General features: G+C 47.4%; 19 protein-coding genes. 4 read left to right on the top strand and 15 right to left on the bottom strand.

The window, feature by feature from the left end; genetic code table 11:
- The first annotated feature begins 56 nt into the window (after positions 1-56).
- Complete coding sequence (locus tag M3661_RS14300) at positions 57-827, top strand: MerR family transcriptional regulator (RefSeq protein ID WP_251486108.1); 771 nt, start codon at positions 57-59, stop codon at positions 825-827.
- The gene (locus tag M3661_RS14295; protein WP_251486105.1) at positions 824-1,726 is read left to right on the top strand and encodes an alpha/beta fold hydrolase; all 903 of its coding nucleotides are present in this window, start codon (positions 824-826) and stop codon (positions 1,724-1,726) included. Before M3661_RS14300 ends, M3661_RS14295 begins: the two co-directional genes overlap by 4 nt.
- A gap of 134 nt (positions 1,727-1,860) precedes the next feature.
- Here M3661_RS14295 and M3661_RS14290 read toward each other — a convergent pair whose 3' ends face one another.
- A complete protein-coding gene (locus M3661_RS14290) occupies positions 1,861-2,736 on the bottom strand; it encodes an ROK family protein (protein ID WP_285853031.1) in 876 nt (291 codons plus the stop codon).
- A gap of 325 nt (positions 2,737-3,061) precedes the next feature.
- On the opposite strand from M3661_RS14290, the gene trpB reads away from it, so the two are divergent.
- Positions 3,062-4,222 carry a tryptophan synthase subunit beta gene (trpB, locus tag M3661_RS14285; RefSeq protein WP_251486102.1) on the top strand — a complete coding sequence of 387 codons (1,161 nt, stop codon included), beginning with the start codon at positions 3,062-3,064 and terminating at the stop codon, positions 4,220-4,222.
- 75 nt (positions 4,223-4,297) lie between these two features.
- Here the strand turns inward: trpB and M3661_RS14280 are convergent, their stop codons facing one another.
- The 9 genes from M3661_RS14280 to M3661_RS14240 form a co-directional block, all read right to left on the bottom strand.
- Positions 4,298-5,650, bottom strand: a complete 1,353-nt coding sequence (locus M3661_RS14280; protein WP_251486100.1) for an ABC transporter substrate-binding protein — start codon at positions 5,648-5,650, stop codon at positions 4,298-4,300.
- Between the two features lie 45 nt (positions 5,651-5,695).
- The gene (locus M3661_RS14275; protein ID WP_251486097.1) at positions 5,696-7,045 is read right to left on the bottom strand and encodes an ABC transporter substrate-binding protein; all 1,350 of its coding nucleotides are present in this window, start codon (positions 7,043-7,045) and stop codon (positions 5,696-5,698) included.
- A gap of 80 nt (positions 7,046-7,125) precedes the next feature.
- Positions 7,126-7,896 carry a hypothetical protein gene (locus tag M3661_RS14270; protein WP_251486094.1) on the bottom strand — a complete coding sequence of 257 codons (771 nt, stop codon included), beginning with the start codon at positions 7,894-7,896 and terminating at the stop codon, positions 7,126-7,128.
- A 190-nt stretch (positions 7,897-8,086) separates the two neighbouring features.
- Positions 8,087-9,073, bottom strand: a complete 987-nt coding sequence (locus M3661_RS14265) for a hypothetical protein (RefSeq protein ID WP_251486092.1) — start codon at positions 9,071-9,073, stop codon at positions 8,087-8,089.
- Positions 9,018-9,824 carry a DUF4179 domain-containing protein gene (locus M3661_RS14260; protein ID WP_251486090.1) on the bottom strand — a complete coding sequence of 269 codons (807 nt, stop codon included), beginning with the start codon at positions 9,822-9,824 and terminating at the stop codon, positions 9,018-9,020. The genes M3661_RS14265 and M3661_RS14260 overlap by 56 nt, the downstream gene beginning before the upstream one ends.
- Before the next feature lie 266 nt (positions 9,825-10,090).
- Positions 10,091-10,822 carry a hypothetical protein gene (locus tag M3661_RS14255; RefSeq protein WP_251486088.1) on the bottom strand — a complete coding sequence of 244 codons (732 nt, stop codon included), beginning with the start codon at positions 10,820-10,822 and terminating at the stop codon, positions 10,091-10,093.
- A gap of 21 nt (positions 10,823-10,843) precedes the next feature.
- Positions 10,844-11,617, bottom strand: coding sequence for a hypothetical protein (locus M3661_RS14250; protein ID WP_251486086.1), 774 nt, complete (start codon positions 11,615-11,617; stop codon positions 10,844-10,846).
- A gap of 193 nt (positions 11,618-11,810) precedes the next feature.
- Positions 11,811-13,550, bottom strand: a complete 1,740-nt coding sequence (locus M3661_RS14245) for a DUF4179 domain-containing protein (RefSeq protein WP_251486084.1) — start codon at positions 13,548-13,550, stop codon at positions 11,811-11,813.
- The gene (locus M3661_RS14240; protein WP_251486082.1) at positions 13,489-14,100 is read right to left on the bottom strand and encodes an RNA polymerase sigma factor; all 612 of its coding nucleotides are present in this window, start codon (positions 14,098-14,100) and stop codon (positions 13,489-13,491) included. Before M3661_RS14240 ends, M3661_RS14245 begins: the two co-directional genes overlap by 62 nt.
- 185 nt (positions 14,101-14,285) lie before the next feature.
- Here M3661_RS14240 and M3661_RS14235 point away from each other — a divergent pair, with 185 nt between their 5' ends.
- A complete protein-coding gene (locus tag M3661_RS14235; RefSeq protein WP_065293682.1) occupies positions 14,286-15,662 on the top strand; it encodes a C39 family peptidase in 1,377 nt (458 codons plus the stop codon).
- A gap of 117 nt (positions 15,663-15,779) precedes the next feature.
- Here M3661_RS14235 and M3661_RS14230 read toward each other — a convergent pair whose 3' ends face one another.
- The 5 genes from M3661_RS14230 to M3661_RS14210 form a co-directional block, all read right to left on the bottom strand.
- Entirely contained in the window at positions 15,780-15,953 is a 174-nt protein-coding gene (locus M3661_RS14230; RefSeq protein WP_251486079.1) for a hypothetical protein, read from the bottom strand.
- A 203-nt stretch (positions 15,954-16,156) separates the two neighbouring features.
- Entirely contained in the window at positions 16,157-18,721 is a 2,565-nt protein-coding gene (locus tag M3661_RS14225; protein ID WP_251486076.1) for a DUF4179 domain-containing protein, read from the bottom strand.
- Complete coding sequence (locus tag M3661_RS14220) at positions 18,721-19,248, bottom strand: RNA polymerase sigma factor (protein WP_005543265.1); 528 nt, start codon at positions 19,246-19,248, stop codon at positions 18,721-18,723. The genes M3661_RS14225 and M3661_RS14220 overlap by 1 nt, the downstream gene beginning before the upstream one ends.
- Positions 19,249-19,320: 72 nt before the next feature.
- Positions 19,321-19,560: a hypothetical protein gene (locus M3661_RS14215; RefSeq protein ID WP_251486074.1), complete on the bottom strand. Its 240-nt coding sequence runs from the start codon at positions 19,558-19,560 to the stop codon at positions 19,321-19,323.
- A 209-nt stretch (positions 19,561-19,769) separates the two neighbouring features.
- The gene (locus M3661_RS14210) at positions 19,770-20,051 is read right to left on the bottom strand and encodes a hypothetical protein (protein ID WP_142545389.1); all 282 of its coding nucleotides are present in this window, start codon (positions 20,049-20,051) and stop codon (positions 19,770-19,772) included.
- Between the last annotated feature and the right edge of the window lie 30 nt (positions 20,052-20,081).

Below are 20,081 nucleotides of genomic sequence, written 5' to 3'. Positions count from 1 at the left end.
AAGGCTTGCGCGTGACGCTACGTCATATGGGAAAGTAATTACAGGAGGTGGAAGATTTGGAGGAACAACAATACGCAATCGGACAATTAGCGGAGCTGTGCGGCACTACCGTTAGAACCATTCAGTATTACGATAACATCGGTTTACTGGCGTCTCAGCGCAGCGGAGGCAGCAATAAAAGAACCTATAGAGAGCGCGATTTGGTAAAGTTGCAGCAAATTCTTTTTTATAAAGACTTAGGCTTTAACCTAAAAGAAATTCAAGAACAATGCCTTACGTATGAAAATAAAGGAGATCTGAAGCGCATACTGCGGCGCCAAAGCGACCTTCTGTTCACAAAAGAAATGGAATTCCGCTCAGACCGGGCATTCATAGATGCGATGATTTCGTGCATGGAGAACAGTGACTCGATCAATGTGGAAACGATCATGAAGCTGGCTTTGAATAAACGGAAACATCTTCTCTTGGACTATATCAACATGAACCTTCCAACGGAAGCCAGGGCAATATTCGAACAGCATGTTCAAAATGATCAAGCCGCGATCCAGATATATTGGCAGTGGAAGGGGCTGACTTTGGAAGCTTACATGCTCATGATTAATGGCATTCATCCCGTCAGCGACGCCGGCTACTCCCTTGGCAAGAGGTGGGATTCCTTTGTTCGGTATGCTACCAAGGAGAAGCAAGAGCTGCGGGAGGCATACCGGATAAGCTATGAGGAGAAGGAACACTGGCCAGAGGAAGATCGGTTCCTAACCGAATACTGCGAACACTTTATGGAAGAAGCTCATCGACATTTCTTAGGGAGCAGAGAGGAGGGAGTATGAAGAGGAGAAATGACCAGTCAAAGATCGGACGATATGTTTCAGAAATGGGGAAGGCGGACTTTGAAGCAGCTTATTGGGAAGCGATGAAGCTGCTCCCCGAGCCGCAGGAAACGATGGATATCGTGACTTCCTTTGGAAGCGTAAGAAGCTATTTGTTCACAAAGCCAGAAAATCAGAGAAAGGAGCCCCTCCTGCTGCTGCCAGGGCGCTCATCATCTACGCCGATGTGGGCACCGAATCTTCACGGCCTCATGAAGGAAAGGCCTGTCTATACGCTCGATCTGCTTGGAGAACCGGGAATGAGCAGGCAGAGTAAGCCGATTCGCAGCTCCGAAGATCAAGCCAGTTGGCTAAGTGATGCCTTGTCCAGCTTAGGGGTCAGGGCTGTTCACCTCGTAGGTGTATCGATTGGAGGCTGGACAGCGGCGAATCTCGCAAGGCACGCCCCTTCACATTTGGCTTCCATCAGTCTATTAGATCCAGTCTTTGTATTCGCTCCCCCATCGCTGAAGATGATTGCAGCTTCCATTCCGGCAGCTGTTCCAATCGTACCCAGTTTTATACGTTGGAAAATGTTGAGCTACATCTCTGGTGGAGCCAAAGCGGACGAACGCGAACCAATTGTTAGGCTAATCGAGCTCGGCATGCGAAATTTCAAGCTCAGCCTTCCTGCGCCGGTTCTGATCAGCAAGGAGCAAATACGGACAATCGATATGCCTATTCTAGCACTCATGGCCAAGAACAGCGCGATGCATGATTCAGAGAAGGCGGTGCGGGAAACTTCTTTTTACGCCCCCCATATTCAAATCGAATGCTGGCCCAACGCATCCCATGCAATCAACGGGGAATTCCCGGATGAAGTGAATAATCGCATATTGGCTTTTATTAATCAGCTATGAGGGCCTGAGGTACATGGATCTCTGCAAATCTCGCAAACACAAAGAAACCGTTCCTTTCACCAAATGGCTGATCCTGCATCCATGTAGCAAAGAACGGTTTCTTTTTATGTCCAGGGAATCGCTCCTGTGGCTCTCTATTGTAGTGCTTGTACAGCAAGCGCCAATGCGCCTGTAATACCCGCACGATCCTGCAACGCTGGAGGCACGATGTAATCCTCGTTCACTTCCAAGATGGCAGGATGCTGAACATATCCGTTCAACAATGTCTTCACTTGCTCGCGAATGCGTGGGAACAAGTGCAATTGCTTGGAAACGCCGCCACCCAGAATGATTTTCTCTGGAGAAATCGTCAAAATGTAGTTCATGAGCGCTTGTGCCAAATAGAAGGTCTGAAGCTCCCAAGCCTTATGGTCTTCGCCTAACTCGTACGCCTTCACACCCCAGCGCGCTTCGATTGCCGGACCTGCAGCAAGACCCTCAAGGCAATCCTTGTGGTATGGGCACTTGCCCTCATACGTATCTTCTGGATGGCGCTTCACCATAATATGACCCATCTCTGGATGAAGCAGACCGTGTACCAGCTTGCCTTCCACGACAGCACCAGCACCAATGCCTGTACCTACTGTAATGTACAAGCAACTGTTCAATCCTTTAGCCGCGCCGAATGTTGCTTCACCGAGTGCCGCTCCATTTACATCCGTGTCGAAGCCGACAGGGACATTAAGATGACGCTTCAAATGTCCGACTACATCATATCCGCTCCAATGCGGCTTAGGTGTCTTTGCAATATGTCCGTATGTGGGACTGTTCGGATTCAAATCAACCGGTCCAAAGGAACCGAAGCCAATACTGCTAACCCCTTTATCTTTAAAGAACGCAAACGTACGATCCATCGTCTCTTCCGGTGTCGTCGTCGGGAACGATTCGATTTGCTGAATTTGTCCATCTTCGGTACCGACAGCAACGACAAACTTCGTGCCTCCGCCTTCAATAGCGCCTAACAATTTCATGTTTCTCCCTCACCTTCTCAAGCCTGACTTTATCTGTCTCGTTCAGAGGAGATCCCCCATATGCCAACTTATGATCGCGCTTACGAAAATCGAAAACGCAAATCGAAAGACAACGTTTTCATCATATTGATTATATCATTAAGTCATTCATGTTCCAATAATATGACGCACATCATCTAAGATTCGGACACACCTCCTGAACTTTATACCCTTTTTCATGTCTATAAGAAGCTAATGCACCAGAAATAATGTTAGACTTTAACCCGATAGTGCGCTAAAATATGGACAAATTATTGCTAATCATTGGAACCGAGGGGGTATTCACATGACCGTATCAACAGAGCAAGGCAGATTCGGGCAGTTCGGAGGAAGCTATGTACCGCCCCAATTGCAAGGGGTATTGGAGCGTCTCGCAGAAGCTTTCTACAAGTACAAGGACGACCCGGAATTTATCCAAGAATACAATATGTACGCACGCGAATACGTAGGTCGTGACAATCCGCTCACCTATGCGAAGCATCTGACAGAGAAGCTCGGCGGCGCCAAGATTTATTTGAAGCGCGAGGATTTGAATCACACCGGTTCCCATAAAATCAACAACGTACTCGGGCAGATTCTGCTTGCTAAGCGCATGGGCGCACACCGCATCATCGCGGAAACAGGGGCAGGCCAGCACGGTGTTGCGACAGCAACGGTATGTGCCATGTTCGGTATGGAGTGCATCATTTATATGGGGGCAGAAGATATTCGCCGTCAGGCATTGAATGTGTTCCGTATGGAATTGCTTGGAGCCAAGGTCGTGTCGGTCTCGAAGGGGCAAGGACGACTGAAGGATGCGGTGGATGTAGCACTGGATGATCTGGTGGAAAACTATGCGTCTACGTTCTATCTGTTAGGTTCTGCTGTCGGGCCACACCCGTTCCCGTCTATCGTGAAGCATTTCCAATCGATTATTAGCGAAGAATCGAAGCGTCAAATTGTGGAGAAAGAAGGCCGTCTCCCTGATGCCGTTATCGCCTGTGTTGGTGGCGGCAGTAATGCAATCGGCGCTTTCTCCCATTATATTGAGGAGCGATCTGTACGTCTAATCGGTGTTGAGCCGGATCAAGCGCCATCCTTAACTAAGGGAGTTCCTGGTGTACTGCACGGCTTCAAATGTCTTGTTCTCTTGGACGAGGAAGGTAATCCTGCTCCAACCTACTCCATCGCAGCAGGCTTGGATTACCCGGGTATCGGACCGGAGCACAGCCACTTGAAAGAGTCCGGACGCGCGGAATATGTGACGGTAACGAATGAAGAAGTGCTTGAAGCCTTCCAAGTGCTGTCGAAGACAGAAGGCATTATTCCTGCACTTGAGAGCGCACACGCGGTTGCTCATACCTTGAAGCTCGCGCCAACGCTTGGAGAAGAGCAGATCATCATCGTCAACATCTCCGGTCGCGGGGATAAAGACGTCGAGCAAGTATTCCATATGCTGAATAAGTAAGACTAAGGTAGGATACCTATCCTACGCAAACAAACAGCCATAGTCCGTTCGCTACGGCTATGGCTGTTTATTGCTTTATTTGTCCTTGCGGGCAAGATCCAGCTTCGCTTGCGCCTGCTGCTCCAGATCCGCAATCGCCTGTTCCAATGTCATCTTATCTCCGGCCACCGCATGCAGCGCTTCATTCAGCAGCGGCTCATACACCTGATAGAAGCTGTCTGGAATGTTCTTCTTCCACTGCTCGTTCGTATGATGCTTCGATGGCTTCAGCATATAAATGGATTCAGCGCCTCTTTCCAAGCTTCTCGGGATATATCCCGTCCGCGCTGGTAAATCACTTCTTCCTGAACGGGATATGATTTTCGCCATTCCTGTGCCGTTCATGAACTTGACGAGCTCCCAAGCATCATGTTTATTTGCCGAATCGGCGGCAATGGCGAATATTTGCGTGGCAGAGATTCTGTCGGACTCATCTGCGTGCGCCGGATTGATCGGGACGGTTACCATGCCCCAATTTATCTTGGAAGAAGACCCGCCAATGTGTGCTGCAAAGGACGAATCATTGAGAATCATCGGGGATTCCCCGTTAACGAATTTGTTCATGGCTAATATATAACGCGATCCCGGATCGCCGCTCTGCTCCGGCGAACGAACGGATACCGCCTTTTTCCGGATCGCATCGACCGTTAACTGAAATGCTTGCTTCCAGCCTTCGGACTGCAGCAGCACCTTCTTGCCTTCCGTATCGAACAGCTGCAAATCCATCGTATCCGCGACTTCCCGCAATACATCAGAAGCTTGATTATCTATCAATCCATAGGAAGCATCTTCATCCGTCCTTCCGTTATGGAATCTTGCAGACAATTCAAAGAGATCCTTCCACTGCATTTTGTTCACCGGCAGATCAATACGTTTCTCCTGAAACATATCCGCATTGTAGTATAAGTACCCAGCCCTGAGCGTAGGAGCAAGCCCAAGTAGAGAACCGTTCCCCTTCTCTCGCAGCATGTCGATCAGACCGGGCATATAACCCTCCAAATCGAATTGCTCCTGCTTGATAACCGATTCCAAATCATACAGCTTGCCCATGCTGGATAAATGCTCGTACTCATCCAGATTGAGAACAAGGACATCCGGCTTCTGACGCTCCATCATACGCTGCAGCTTATCCTTCTCGCTTAATTTGTCCGATGCGTCTTCTCCTTCATTCCCCGCCTGGATGATCTCAATTTCAATGTCCGGGTACTGGCTTTTAAATAACTGGCCGTACTTGTTGTGGAAGTCCTCCACATAGGGATAATACACCTTCAGCTTCCCGTTGCCTTCACCGCCAAGCCCATCTGGTTTACTCCCGAAGCATCCGCTTATGACCAGGACGATGCTGAGCAGAATCAGTACAGCCGCTTTTCGTTTTCCGGTTCGCCTCATTTCTTCACTTCACTTCCCCTTTACACGCCTATTCATCGATCTCTTTTATTTCACTTTGTCTTGGCGCACCTTCTGAAGCGCTGCCTGTGCCTTCTGCTGTAGTTCTGTCAAGGCCTCATCCACGGTTTTCTCTTTGTCAATGATGGCCTTCAATGCTTCCTCCCGCAAAGGAGAATATGCACTGTAGAATTCATTAGGAACCCGCTTTATCGCCGACTCGTATTTCATATTTTTTATTTGCAAGGCATAGAAAGCTTCTGTACTCTTGCCCTGAATCGACTTGACGAATCCGGTTCGCGTCGGCAGCTTATAGTAGATGGAAGAGCTTGCCTTCGCCATCTTCGGTCCGTTGACGTACTTTACAAATTCCCAGGCGGCCCGCTTATTGCTCGAATGCTCGTTAATGGAAAAATACTCATAGAGCCTTGCACTTGTCGTTTCATTTGGGTGGGAGGGATCAATAGGGACAGGAACCATGCCCCAATTCATCTTGCTTGCCTTCTTGTTCTGCGGATCGCTAAACTCACTAATAAAGCCTGAGCTGCCAAAGGTCATGGCCGCGTTGCCTTGCAGGAAGAGATTGTTGGACGAAGGAAGAAACATCGCATCCGATTTCTGAACCTGCAGTGCGCGGGTACGTATTGCATCCGTCATCATTTGATAGGCCTGCTTCCAACTCTCGGATTCGAGCAGAATATGCTCCCCCTTGGCATCGAATTCCTGCAGGCCCCATGTGTCCGCTATGCGTTTCAGCATCCCAACCGCGTTCTCATAGCCAGCATATAGCCCCGGCATTCCCGCATCTTCGAAGCGCGCAGCCAGATCAAACAGATCTTTCCAAGTCATGCCGCCTTTGGGCAGATCTATCGCATTCGCTTTGAATAAATCGGCATTATAGTAGAGTACATCCGTATAGAAAAACGGCGGCAGGCCAAATAGTGCGCCTCCTCCCTGCTCTCTCACCATATCAATCAAACCTGGCATGAACCCTTCCAGATCGAATTGCTCCTGCTTGATGATCGAATCTAGATTATATAATTTGCCGCCCAATGCGTATTCTTCATACTCGGGAGCTGATAGAGTCAACACATCTGGCTGCTGTTCATCGATCAGCTTCGTTAATAGCGTCCCATAATCAACACCTTTTTGGATTTGCATCTGCTGGTATAATCCATTGGTCTCGACCACTTCGATGTCGATATTCGGAAATTTGAGCGTAAATACATTTCCGTAGTCTCGAAAGAAATCGCCCTCATTAGAGTAAAGCACCTTTAATTTGCCGCGGCCATCCTTACCAAGCTCCTCCAGCACAGGCTTCGATCCGAAGCATCCACTCACCAGAGCCATAATGCTTACTAGAATCACACCTTGCTTCAACCACGAACCCCATCGCATCTCGCCTATCATTCTCCTTTGCTTCCGTATCCAAGCCGCAGGCAACCCGTACCTGCAGCTTCTGTCGGCCTTAATCCCTATCATTTCTTGATCATCGTTTTCGCGAGCTCGATCAGCTCTTCCTTCGTCAATGGATTGCCGGGATTCGTGGCAATGGTGAATCTTACCCCTTTCTCCGTCCATGACACCGAATTTCTAACGAATTGAGGATTCTTCTTCTTTGTTTCTGCATCATATTCGTCAGCAGATTTGTACTTGAACCCTTCGTCTTTGGCATCCTTTTCTAGATTGCGATCTATCGTGAAGATTTGCATGAACAACTTATCATTTCCTTTGGCGTACTCCAGCTTGATCTCTCCCACCTCTGGCGATTCTATCTTTTTGGAATACACCACTTTGCCTTTGGCTTCAGCCTTCACTTGTGCCTCTAATTTCTTATAATCGATTGAATTCTGGATTTCTCCTTTGACAAAGGCATATCCCTCCGGCATGCCCTCTGGCTCCTGTATGATAGGCCCTTTTAATGTAGAACTATATTTTTCGTAGTCTTCATAATTGGTGAATGTCGGGAAATTTGTATAGTATAGAAACTCACTTCCGCCATTCAGCTTCTTATCGCTGACATACACGAGATACACATCTCCAGGATTTTTTTTGATCTGTACTATCCTTGCCTTCTCCGCTTCGATCATTTTCTTTTTCTCTGCATCAGTCGGAGCTTTGGCTGCTGCCGTCTTGAGCGTAATGCTGTTGAATGATTGCGACGATGCTGCCTGTACAGCAGCACTCATGGAACCTAGCAGCAGAATGCTGCAAAGTGTAGCGATTGTTACTTTCTTTGTGTTTTTCATGGGTAATGCTCCTCTCTAATTCAAACGATATTGGATGTTAGTCAGGCCACACTATCGTGTTTTGGGATCCCTTAGGCGCAAGCCTCTATCCTAATTAACACAACCGCCCTCATTTAGGTTCACTAATTTGGAAGGAATGAAAAAAAATGCTGCCTCACGTCATATCATGACGTGGACAGCATCGTTCATCCTATTGCAGTTTAATTTTCAAATTCCGATCCCAATGTCGAATATCGAAACTAAACAAGCAAAGCTCCGTTTCGGTTCCCTTAAATCCGCGATAGATGTTCATGAATTTGTTGGAGTTCCTCCAATCGACCCAGTTCTTCTCCCATTGGTAAAATAGGACTTTCCCGTATATCCTCTCATTCCCCTGTTTTATGTATGTCTGAGAAGCGCCGCTGTACTCTAGATTCTCGCTCTCGTTCTCGACATACAGGTCACCGTCTTTCATATAGTAGGTCACTTTTACCGGATAACCCTCTACGTTCACAATCGTTTCTTTCTTTTGCTCTGTAATGTGAGTCAACTTGATCGGCTTGTTGTAGTCTCTTATCTCCTCGAACTCATGTTCCAGCAGCAATTCTACCGGCACGTCTACGGTCAGTCGCAAATCAAGGGGTGTCGAGAATGTATACACTTTCCTGTAAGCACCTAACGGAGAATTGGCATAATCCCATGTTTCTTCTCCTTCCAGCTTACGACCGTTCACCAGCAACGAAACCGACTTGTACGGAAGTCCGCTAAATCCGTTCTTATTATCCACTTCTAATTTCATGGCTGTCGGTCTGATGATCAGCTTTCGGAGGATCGATCCCCCTTGTGCCGAGCGGATCGGAATGTTCATTTCCCGGGTCACTGATGCCTGCAGCGCCTTCTCCTTGTTCAAGGTGAATATGCCGATATTCCATTCTCCCTCAATATAGCTTCCCTTCACGCCATACACAAATTCGAATGAGTTGCTGCCCTGCAGTAGTTCACCCAGGTTATAGCCTTCTTGCGCGCCCCATTCCGGATGCCCTTCAATCTCAATATATTCAGTCATCTTATAGCCCGTTCGATCTACCTTTTTCCCACCCTTTTTTACTACGATTTGAGGGCCAACGATGTTAAAATTCGAATCATTCGTATACGACACGGAGTATTTGAGCAGTACTTGCTCTTTCCTGCCTTTCACGAACTGCACCTTCAATTCCCTTGATCCCGCCGCCATGAATCGGAAAGGTCTGTACTTCTGTCTTGCTCGGATCCAGAGCAATCGGAACGTGAACGTAGTCATATGCCTGCAGCCCGCGCACAGACAATTGCATATCCGTCTCATTGCCGGGCACCGTCCAAGGCGTTTCGAAAAAGCCGTTGTAGGTTTGGGTTTCTTCATCCCATGCATGCGAATAGTAGCCTTTTCCCCAGTGCATTTGCATCTTCTGCACATCATCCAGGTGTGCAATGAAGTTTCCTTTACTGTCTTTGAAATCGAATTGATCGAATATCCACTTTCGTTCCTGCCTATCCCCTGTATTCAGGCTGTATAACAGCGTGGTACCATTATCGTCGGATACCGCCGTATCAATGGCGAATGTGACGCTGCTATTCGTAACCTTCTTATTTATCGGCTGCCCGAATCCATGTTGGATCGCTGATTCCACACCTTGATGATTATTAAAATCCCACTTCTCGGTAATATAGGCGAGCACCGGAGTAGCCAACAACACAAACACAGCCACTGACAACACGGCCAACCGGCGTCCGTGGAACAACGGCCTCATCTGTAACGAAGCGGCAGAGATCCTTCGATCGCCTTGCTCGTTCCTAGCCGCCTCGATCCACATCCACATCGCCTCGAAGTCCGGGTAGGAATGGTTGCCTTCATCGCCCAGCTGCTGAAAAAGTTTTGTTATTCCGTTTATTCTTTTCTCCAGATCCCCCACCTTCCTTTCCTCCCAAGTTCTTCTGATTTAAATGTTCTTCTGGCCCCTTCAAGTCGTCGTCCAGCGGAGACAAGAACCTCGAGCAAGTATTCCATATGCTGAATAAACAAGATTAAGATATCTAACCTAAGCAAACAAACAGCCATAGCCGGGGGAAACGACTATGGCTGTTTCTGTTTTACTTGTCTTTGCGGGCAAAATTCCAGCTTCACTTGCGCCTTCTTCACTGCTCGTCCGTATAATGCTTTGCCGGATTCAGCATAGTATCATTTTTTAATCATCGTTTTCGCAAGCTCCATTAAATCTTCCTCCGTCAATGGATTTCCAGAATTTACGGAGAGGAAAAATACCTTTCCGTTCTCCGACCAGGTAACTTGATTCCGATCAGTATGTAAGCTATCTGCGGATTCGTATGTGTATCCTTTAGCTTCCTTTTCTTCGGTATGAACCGTCTGCATTTGGAGAATGATATTATCTTTTCCTTTTTTGTACTCCAGTTTGATCTCTCCCGCTTCCGTCCATTCCATCTTTTTGGAATATACTACTTTGCCTTTGGCTTCAGCCTTCACTTGTGCCTCGAATTTTTTGCTGAACGGACTTTGGATTACTCCTTTAACAAAGGTATATCCTTCTGGCATCCCTTCTGGCTCCTGCACAATTGCTCCCTTCAATTTAGAAGTCCATTTCTCGTAGTCTTCGTATTTCTGAAATGTTGGGAATTCCACATAGTATAAAAACTCACTATCGCCATTCAGCTTCTTATCGCTGACATACACGAGATAAACATCACCAGGATTTTTTTTGAGCTTTACTATCCTTGCCTTCTCCGCTTCGATCATTTGCTTTTTCTCTGCATCAGTTGGAGCCTTGGCTGCCGCCGTTTTGAGCGTAATGCTATTGATTGATTGCGATGATGCTGCCTGTACAGCAGCGCTCATGGAACCTAGCAGCAGAATGCTGCAAAGGGTAGCGATTGTTACTTTCTTTGTGTTTTTCATGGGTAATGCTCCTCTCCTGAACTATTTTTTAATCATCGTTTTCGCAAGCTTGATCATCTCTTCCTTCGTCAAAGGATTCTCGGGATTTGTGGAAATCGTGCAGCTTACTCCTTTTTCTGTCCATGACAGTGAATTATTGATGTCTTGAAGGATTTCATTCTTTGGCTGTTTAGCATTTTCTTTGGCCTTCTCGTCGGCAGACTTAAACTGGAATCCTTCTTTAGATTTCTTTTCCTCTCCGTTTTCTATCTTTCTCAGACTCAGCACCAATTTGTTTTTGCCATTGGCATATTCCAGCCTGATCATTCCCGCTTCATCCCATTCTATCTTTTTGGAATACACCACTTTGCCTTTGGCTTCCGCCTTCACTTGCGCATTGAACTGTGTATACGGATTTTGGATTACTCCATTTACGAATTTATATCCTTCTGGCATCCCTTCTGGCTCCTGAATAACTGCTCCCTTCAATTTAGTTGTCCAGTTCTTGTAGTCTTCATATTTTGTGAACTTGGGGAACTCCGAAGAATATAAAAACTCACTTCCGCCATTCAGTTTTTTATCACTGACATATAGAACATAGAAATCCCCCGGATTTTTTTTGATTTGAAATATCTTTTTCTTCTCTGCTTCGAACATTTTCTTTTTTTCTGCATCAGTCGGCGCTTTGGCTGCTGCCGTTTTGAGCGTAATGCTGCTGATTGATTGTGACGATGCTGCCTGTACAGCAGCGCTCATGGAACCTAGCATCAGAATGCTGCAAAGTGTAGCGATTGTTACTTTCATCTTATTTTTCATAGGTTATTCTCCCCTCTTATTCAAGCGATATTGGTTGTTATTCAGGCCGCACGATAGCGTTTTATGGGATCCCCTAGGCGCAAGCCTCTATGCTAATTAACACAGCCGCCCTCATTTAGGTTCACTAATTTGGAAGGAATGCAAAAAAATGCTGCCCTCACGTCATATCCTGACGAGGACAGCATCGTTCATCCTATTGCAGCTTTATTTTCATATTCCGATCCCAATGTCGAATGAAGAACTCGAACAAGTAAATCTCTGTTTCATGTCCCTTAAATCCGCGATAGACGTTTACGTACTTGTTGGATTTCTCCCAATCGAGCCAGTTCTCCTCCCATTTGAAAAACAGGGCTTCCCCGAATTTTCGCTCGTCTCCCTGTTTCATATACGTCTGAGAAACGCCGCTGAACTTTAGATCCTCGCTCTCGTTCTCGACATACAGGTCACCGTTTTTGGTATAGTAGGTTACTTTGACCGGATAACCCTCTACGTTCACAAGCGTTTCTTTCTTTTCATCTGAAATAGCTGTCAACTTGATTGGCTTCTTATAGTCCTTTATCTTCTCGATCTCACGTTCCAACAACAATTCTACCGGCGTGTCCGCGGTCAAACGTAAGTCGGGCCTTGCCGGAAACGTGAAGGCTTGCCGATATCCATAGAGCGAAGTATTGGCATATTCCAGTATCATCTCCCAGCCTTCAAGCTTACGTCCGTTCACGAGCAACGAAACTTCTCGGTATGGAATTTCCTCGAATACTTTCTTATTCTCTACTTCCAATTTTATCGCTGTCGGTCTGATAATCAGCTTGCGGAGGATCGAATCTCCTTGCGACGTGTGGAGCGGAATATTTAATTCCCGGGTCACTGATGCCTGCAGCGCCTTCTCCTTGTTCAAGGTGAACATGTCGATATCCCATTCTCCCTCGATATGGCTTCCCTTCACGCCATACACAAATTCGAATGAATTGCCGCCCTGAAGCAGTTCGTCCGAGCTATAGCCTTCTTGTACACCCCATTCTAGATGCCCCTCAATCGGGATCATTCTATTCGCCTTATCACCTGATCGAATTACCATTCCCCCTTCCTTTTTCACCACAATTTGAGGGCCAACGATGTTGAAATTCGAATCATCCGTGTAAGAAACAGAATATTTGAGGAGTGCTTGCCCTTGTCCGTCTTTCACGAACTGTACCTTCAATTCCTCAATCCCACCATCATGAATCGGAAAAGTCTGCACCTCTGCCTTGCGCGGATCCAAATCGATTGGTACACGAACATAGTCGAACGCCTGCAGCCCGCGCGCAGACAATTGCACATTCGCTTCCTTGCCGGGAACCGTCCAAGACGTATCGAAGAAGCCGTTGTAGGTTCGGCTTTCTTCATTCCAATTATGCCAATAGAGGCCATTATCCCATTTCATCTTCATCATCTGCACCAGATCCATGCGCGCAATGGAATTTCCTTTATCGTCTTTGAATTCAAATTGGTCGAACATCCATTTGCGCTCCTGCTTATCCCCTGTATTCAAGCTGTATAACAGCGTGGTTCCATTATCGTCGGACACCGCTGTATCGATAGTGAATGTGACGCCGCTATTCGTGACCTTCTTATTGATCGGCTGCCCGAATCCCTGTTGGATCGCTGATTCCACACCTTTAAGATTATTAAATTCCCACTTCCCGGTAATATAGGCGAGCACTGGAGTAGCCAACAGCACAAACGCAGCCACTGACAGCACAGCCAACCTGCGCCCGCGGAACAACGGCTTCTTCTGTAACGAAGCGGCAAACGTTCCTTGTTCGTCCTGCTCATTTCTGGCCGCCTCAATCCGCATCCACATCGCCTCGAAGTCCGGGTAGGAATGGCTGCCATCATCGCCCAGCTGCTGAGAAAGATTCGTTACTTCGTTTGTTTTTTTCTCCAAGTTCCTCACCTTCCTTTCTTCCCAAGCTGCTGTTCCGCTTGACTGATTGCTCATCCGGCAGCTTCAAATCATCGTCCAGCTCGTCCAATATGACTCTCATCATCTTCAATCCCCGGTTCAACCGGGATTTCACGGTCCCCACCGGAATATCCAGAATCTCCGCGATGTCGGCAAGCGGCAGATCATTCGTATACCTCAGGGTGATGACGATGCGGATTTTGTCAGGCAGCTTCGCGAGGCGCCGCTTCCACTCGTCCTCCGATTCCTTTTGTTCGACTACAGTTAGGACTGAAGGCTCCACCTGCTCCCGTTGGAACAAGAGCAGCATCTTCTCCTTCATCCATCTCGACTTACTCCTGCGCAAGTGATTCAGGCAATGATTGACCGTAATTCGCATGAGCCACGTCTTGAGAAACTCCACCTGCTCCCATCCCGACGTGAGCGCCTTCATAAACACCTCCTGGCAGACGTCTTCCGCATCCGAGGCATTGCGCAGCATATAGTAGCAGGTCCTGTATACATCTCTGTTGTATCGTTCGAAAAATTCCCTGTCCGTCAACAGGTTCTCCACCTTTCCTACACATCGCTAGTTGCTGCTCCCCTTGAACATGCACTACTAGATTAACAACTATCTTCTATAAAAGGTTCATTTATTGGATAAATGGGGTAAAAAATTTAGTACCTAATGAAACCTCGGTACATTGCCGATATAAGAAGGGAGTATGTCTGAGGAGGGTATAAACTTTGCCGCGAATCGTCAGGCAGCTGAATCGATGGCTGCTGTTTCTTATATTGCTAGCTTTATGTGCATTTCCCTTTCAAAATTTTATTCTCTCTAAGCTCAAGGAAGGTTCCCTATCCTTCTCCTTCGGGCCGCCTTCGGATGACATTGTTCTGTTGCTGTACAGCAACACTGCAAGGGTAGGCCGCTATCTGGTGCCGCTTGCAGAGTCCGAGCCGAAGGCTGCTCCTTATCAAGAGAAGGGAGAGACACTTGTACCTGCCCGCTTCTTGGCGGACAAGCTTGACGCAGAGCTGGCTGTCGATAAGAGTGGCCGCACCCTTACGTTATCAAGAGACGACGCAAAGATTACGTATTCGCTCGAGGCAGGCAAGGTTAGTATCGCGACCCCATCCGGCAGCAAATCCGCAGTCTCTGTCAACACATTACCTGTCCAGAAGGACGGAGTTACCTACGTCCCGCTTCGACCGGCTAGTAAAGCGTTTGGTCGGCATATTTACAGCAGCGACGGCGTTATCGCGCTGACCACGACACAGAAAGCGCCTAAACAAGAGAAGTGGAACGAGTGGAGAGAGGAATTGTCCTCCTATCTAGCCTACGATGCCTTCGGTTCGTATGCAGTCAAGATGGGAACCAGCTATGCAGCGTTGTTCCATAGCTGGGAGGATGCTGTCAATTACGCGAAGCAGGTTCCCGGACGCAGAGTCACCTACCGCGGTCAGCATGTGATGTGGGATCCGAAGAAGCCTGCGCCGAAATCGATCCGCTTGAATGGAGCACCGCTTATTTTGCAGCTCCCTGAGCTGCCGCGCGGCTGTGAAGTGACTGCGCTTGCTATGCTCTTGCAATCCGCAGGTCAGAAGGTAGACAAGATGGAGCTTGCGAAGAATATCCGTAAAGATACAACGCCTTATGAGAAGAAGAATGGCGGCATTTATTTCGGCAATCCGCATCGCGGATTCGTCGGTGATATGTACACGTTCGCCAATCCTGGTCTCGGGGTGTATCATGAGCCGATAGCAGCGGTTGCGGAGAAGTATTTGCCGGGACGAATCATTGATATGACCGGCACCTCCCTGGATCATCTGTTATGGACGGTTGGACAAGGAACGCCAGTATGGGTAATCCATACGACACTGTACGATTCTGTTCCCGCTAACGCTTGGGTAACGTGGAATACTGCTGATGGGCCAATCCAAGTGACCTACTATGAGCACTCCTTGCTCGTGATCGGCTATGACGAGCAATATGTATACGTGCATGATCCGCTTGGTCGCCGCGATCGTATCACGCGCGCCGCCTTCAAGCGTGGATGGGAGCAAATGGGCAGCCAAGCGATCACCTATACGAAGACAGCGCCAACTGCACAAGCAACATAGGCGCACCGTTAGCACAAAAGGAACTGTCCTCACTGCATCCAGTTATGCAGAGAGTCAGTTCCTTTTCTTTCTGGCCGTATTCAAACTTTGCTCCCATGATTCTTAGACAAACTCTCCCTAATCATAATTACGCAAAATGAGGTAGAGGATTATCCCTACCGGGCCAAGCAGGAAGACAACGAGCGCCCATAGACACCCAATCTGCTTCCCCTTGCGCGCTGATGCCTCGCCCCATATCCAAAACAAGCACACCCAGCTTAACACCCATATGAGAAAGCCAATCAACCGCATCCCCCCGCTCCAACTAAGAAACCTGGCCCGTAATAGCTCATGTCGGCTGTACCTAAACACCACCTTTTTGATATGTACGCAGGGAGCTCTACAATTAGGATTTCTTTTTCTACATGCCTGACTACCCCTATGAACACAGAAAGCTGACCCACAAAGCGAATTCTGCTTCGCGGGTCAGCTTTTCTAACCTTTTTTTCTCTTGTCTAATTTAAATTTATATCGTTCATACCAACAATATCCATATAATAGAACTTCAAATAACGATTCATTTGCCCTTCAATCGTCAAGCTGCCTTCCTTTTTAAATATATACCAGTTTTGACCGTTATATCGCTCAACTGAATACCCGTTTAAATCAATCCCGAACAGCTTTTTCACGTCTGGCGCCGCTGCGTCGAGTACCTGCTTATTCGAGAATTGGTCGAAGAGGGCCTCGGTTGCATCTGTCCCCGTTTCCAAAATATCAGAATCTGAAACTGACAGTATGCGTCCAGAGTGATAGCCTACCTGCATAGACAAGTCATGCTTCTGAGCCTCTAAATGGTAATCATCCTTCGCAATACCAGTAAGGCTGTCATAGTGATAAGTACGGCTCGCATACGCCATCGGAGTTACTTTCCCTCTCACGATGAGGGAAGCTTTCTTCGCCGACTCAAGCGCCTTAGCACTTACTTGATCCACCGGAATGTCATAAGACATGCTGAGGACTCGTTCTCCCTCCATCTCGATGTCGATATCTTTTCCTTTCATCCAGGTATGCACATCCCGATCTACCCTTGTCTTTGCACGAGTAATTTCCTGAATACGGGCAGCCAGCTGATTTCCGTCCAGTCCTGTTTGTGCTTCAACAATCCGCTTCATCTTATCTGGCAGCTCAGCGTAGTTCATAGAGATGCTCACATCGAAAGTTCCACGCTTCACATCAAGAGCGGCATAGCTCTTGTTATCCTTGCTATAAACGGTAACATCATGATAAGACGATCCACGGTATTCCTCGACACCATTCAACTCAATGTCACGGCCGGCAACTTCTCGTACTGCCTGCTTAATACGCTTCAATAAGGAAGATTCAAGATCGTTCACCGTCTTGCCATGCTTCGGCTCCATCAAGCTGCCTACCTGATCATGCTCTTCTGCGAGCGGCGGGATCGTAAACTCAATCTTTTGATTGACCTCTACCGGCTCATTGTATCTTCGTAACGATATCTCATATTCGTCCAGTTTCGGGGCCATAATCGCAATATCATAAACATCTTGCTTGGTCTTCTCCTGTCCCCATTTATCCTTATCCTCAAAAATCGTTCCCAATACCCAACTGAACGTAATATTTCTTTCATATTTTTCGTATAGTTGCTTGCCCACCAATGGAATAGCTCTCGTCTCCGGTGTATCCAGCTTCAAGTCATATTGCTTCCAAAGCTCATTCGAGCTTGATTCCTGAAGCTTCAAGTAATAGGGCTCATACGTCAAGAATGCGCTCTGAAACGGGTTATTTCCCGCTTGATCTGGCTGAACCTTGAGATGGAGGATTCCCTTATTATCATACTCCGTGCCTAATATCGTTATATCCTTGCCCTGGTATTGGATCTTCTTTGGATATTTATCATCCGTGCGAAGACGGAACGTATGATTGGGCCGGGCTTGAGTCACATACAATCTCTTCAATTCCAGAGTCATGCGCTTCGGCTTGTTCTCGAAATAGACAGACGGGACAAACTCCCACTGGTTGCGGCTAACCCCATTCACCAAATCATTGAATCCTGAAGATTGTCGAATCGGATACACTTTACCGGTTTCATCTTTCAGAATAAGATTCTCTCGGACAATCTCATTCCAATCGTCACCCGGATGCAGATCTGCCTTTCCTTCATCTTGAATTCGAGTTCGAGCCTCAAGCAGCATGCGGGTTGGAGAGATCATAATATCCTTAAGAGCAAACTGCTGCACAATTGAGTTTGCTGGTTCTGCCGTCCGCTCCAGATTAACCATGCGGGTTGGCTTTATATTGTTGATTCCGAGCGGAACCTGAATATCCTCTGATTCGGAGTAAATATTTTTATATTCGTTATTGCGCTTAATTTTTGTCAGCCGGATCGTTATTTTCCGATCCTTATCTTCTCGTTTTAGCTGTTCGACGTATTCTGGCAGCAAAGGAATGTTATGTGTCCAAGTAACTATACCATCCGCTTTTGCTTTAGCCTGTTTACGCGACTCATCCTCGGATTCAATATGATAGGAAGTCGTATGATTGCTTCCATCCGAGAATCGGTGTTCTTCAAATTCAGGCAGCGTAGCCGTATAATCCTCGAACTCGTCATACAATCGGCGGGAACGCTGCGCCTCGGCAATATCCTCGCCCTTGATTGTAACCGTAACGAACAGACGATCATCTTCCAAATACAAATTATCTACGCTTACTTCCCGCTCTCCCCACTTCGTACGATAGGTTTGTACCGGAATGTAACCATGCTCCTTGGCATTGCGGATACCCATAAAGCTGCCCGCCCCCTCCAGCCACTTGACTGCGGCCTCCAGTCCGGGGATTTGCTTCGCATACGCGGCAAAGGAAGGCACAAACATGATCGAGCCAGAGAACAGCAAAACGCCGGCCGCAACCGTTCCTATGCTGCGCTGTACAATCTTCGTCCGATAGCGGCGGCGATCCATATTTTCGATCCGCTCCGCAATCCGTTGAGACAGATTAGGTGGAATAGGCACTTCGGGCAATTTTGCGAACATTGCTTCGATCTCCTCATCCCTAAATTCCATCAGCATCTAGCCTCCTTCATTTCTGGCATCATTTGCTTTTTAAACAACTTAATTGTGTTATATATTTTCGTTTTAACCGTGCCCAGCGGCATATCCGTCATCTCTGCAATTTCTTCTAGCGTGTATCCTTGTACATACTTCAATTGGATGAGCATCCGCGTCATTGGCGGCTGCTGCTCCATAAGAGCCTGAAAATCCAGCATTTCGTCCGTCGGCGGACGCTTTGCGACTCCCATAACCTCTTCGTCCTCTATGTAGACTATCGATTTATTTTTACGCAAATAGGTTTTGCACTGATTGATGACAATCCGAGTGAACCAAGTGTTGAATTTTTCGGGGTCTTTCAATTTCTGTATATGAATAAGGGCCTTCTCCACAGCATCGCATACTGCGTCCATACTGGCGGCCTCATCGTGTAGATAACTATATGCGATTCGGTACGATCGGTCTTGAATTTGCTGTACCGCTAGTGCAAAGCTGTGTGTATCGCCCTGCTGCGCGCGGACAATCAGCATCTTCTGATCCATAGTTCCTCCCCCTTCGGTCACCACTATGATGCATGGAGGCCCTAAATAGTTTTGGAAACGGAAAATATGATATTACGTCGTTCCTTTGGATTCCGAGGCAGCTTCCAACTCGACTTCCTTGCCTGTTAGTTGTTTCATTGCCCTCTGGACCTTTTGCGCGTCCAGATCAGCTATCGCTATTTCCACTTGCCCATTACTTTTGATGCCCTTATTCGTGCTCTCTTTAGCTAAATCTGTCCACGCTGTAATGAGCGGAGCGAAGAGCATGCTGAATGCAGTTATTGCTGCAAGCAGCTTTTTATTTGATCTCATGATTATCGTTCCTCCTTCATTTGAAGTCAATTTCGATAATAAGATGCACAACCCATTAAAATAGTTTTTTTATACAGAAATGAAAAAAATAGATAATAAATACACTTGCGAAAAGCAAGTCATTTCAACAACAACCTCCATCAAAATGAATTTCGATAGTAAGATGACTCACTTCGGGCAATGGTTTTGGTACACAAAAAAATCCCGGACTATGTCCGGGACTCTCCATCGCGCTTAGCGCGCTTCATATATTGGTCATAACGGTCGTCTACTTCCTCAGCGATAGAGCGATACCGATTCGTCTCTTCCACGATTGGATCCAGCGTCGTCTGAATACGGATTTCGGTCCGCGGCGCTATCCGCCGCCGCACAGCCTCACTTGGCTCTTCGGACTCCATCTCCCCAGCCGTCAGACGCTCATGCAGCTCCGCTTCCAGTCGTTCTTGTGAATCCTTGTCCCGTTCAGCCACAGGAACACCTCCCTCAAACATATGCTTCCACTAGTATGAGCTTGAATGCTA

The sequence above is a fragment of the Paenibacillus sp. MER 180 genome (assembly GCF_023713665.1).
Classification (GTDB): domain Bacteria; phylum Bacillota; class Bacilli; order Paenibacillales; family Paenibacillaceae; genus Paenibacillus_B; species Paenibacillus_B suaedae.
This window is presented reverse-complemented; position numbering and strand designations above follow the sequence as displayed.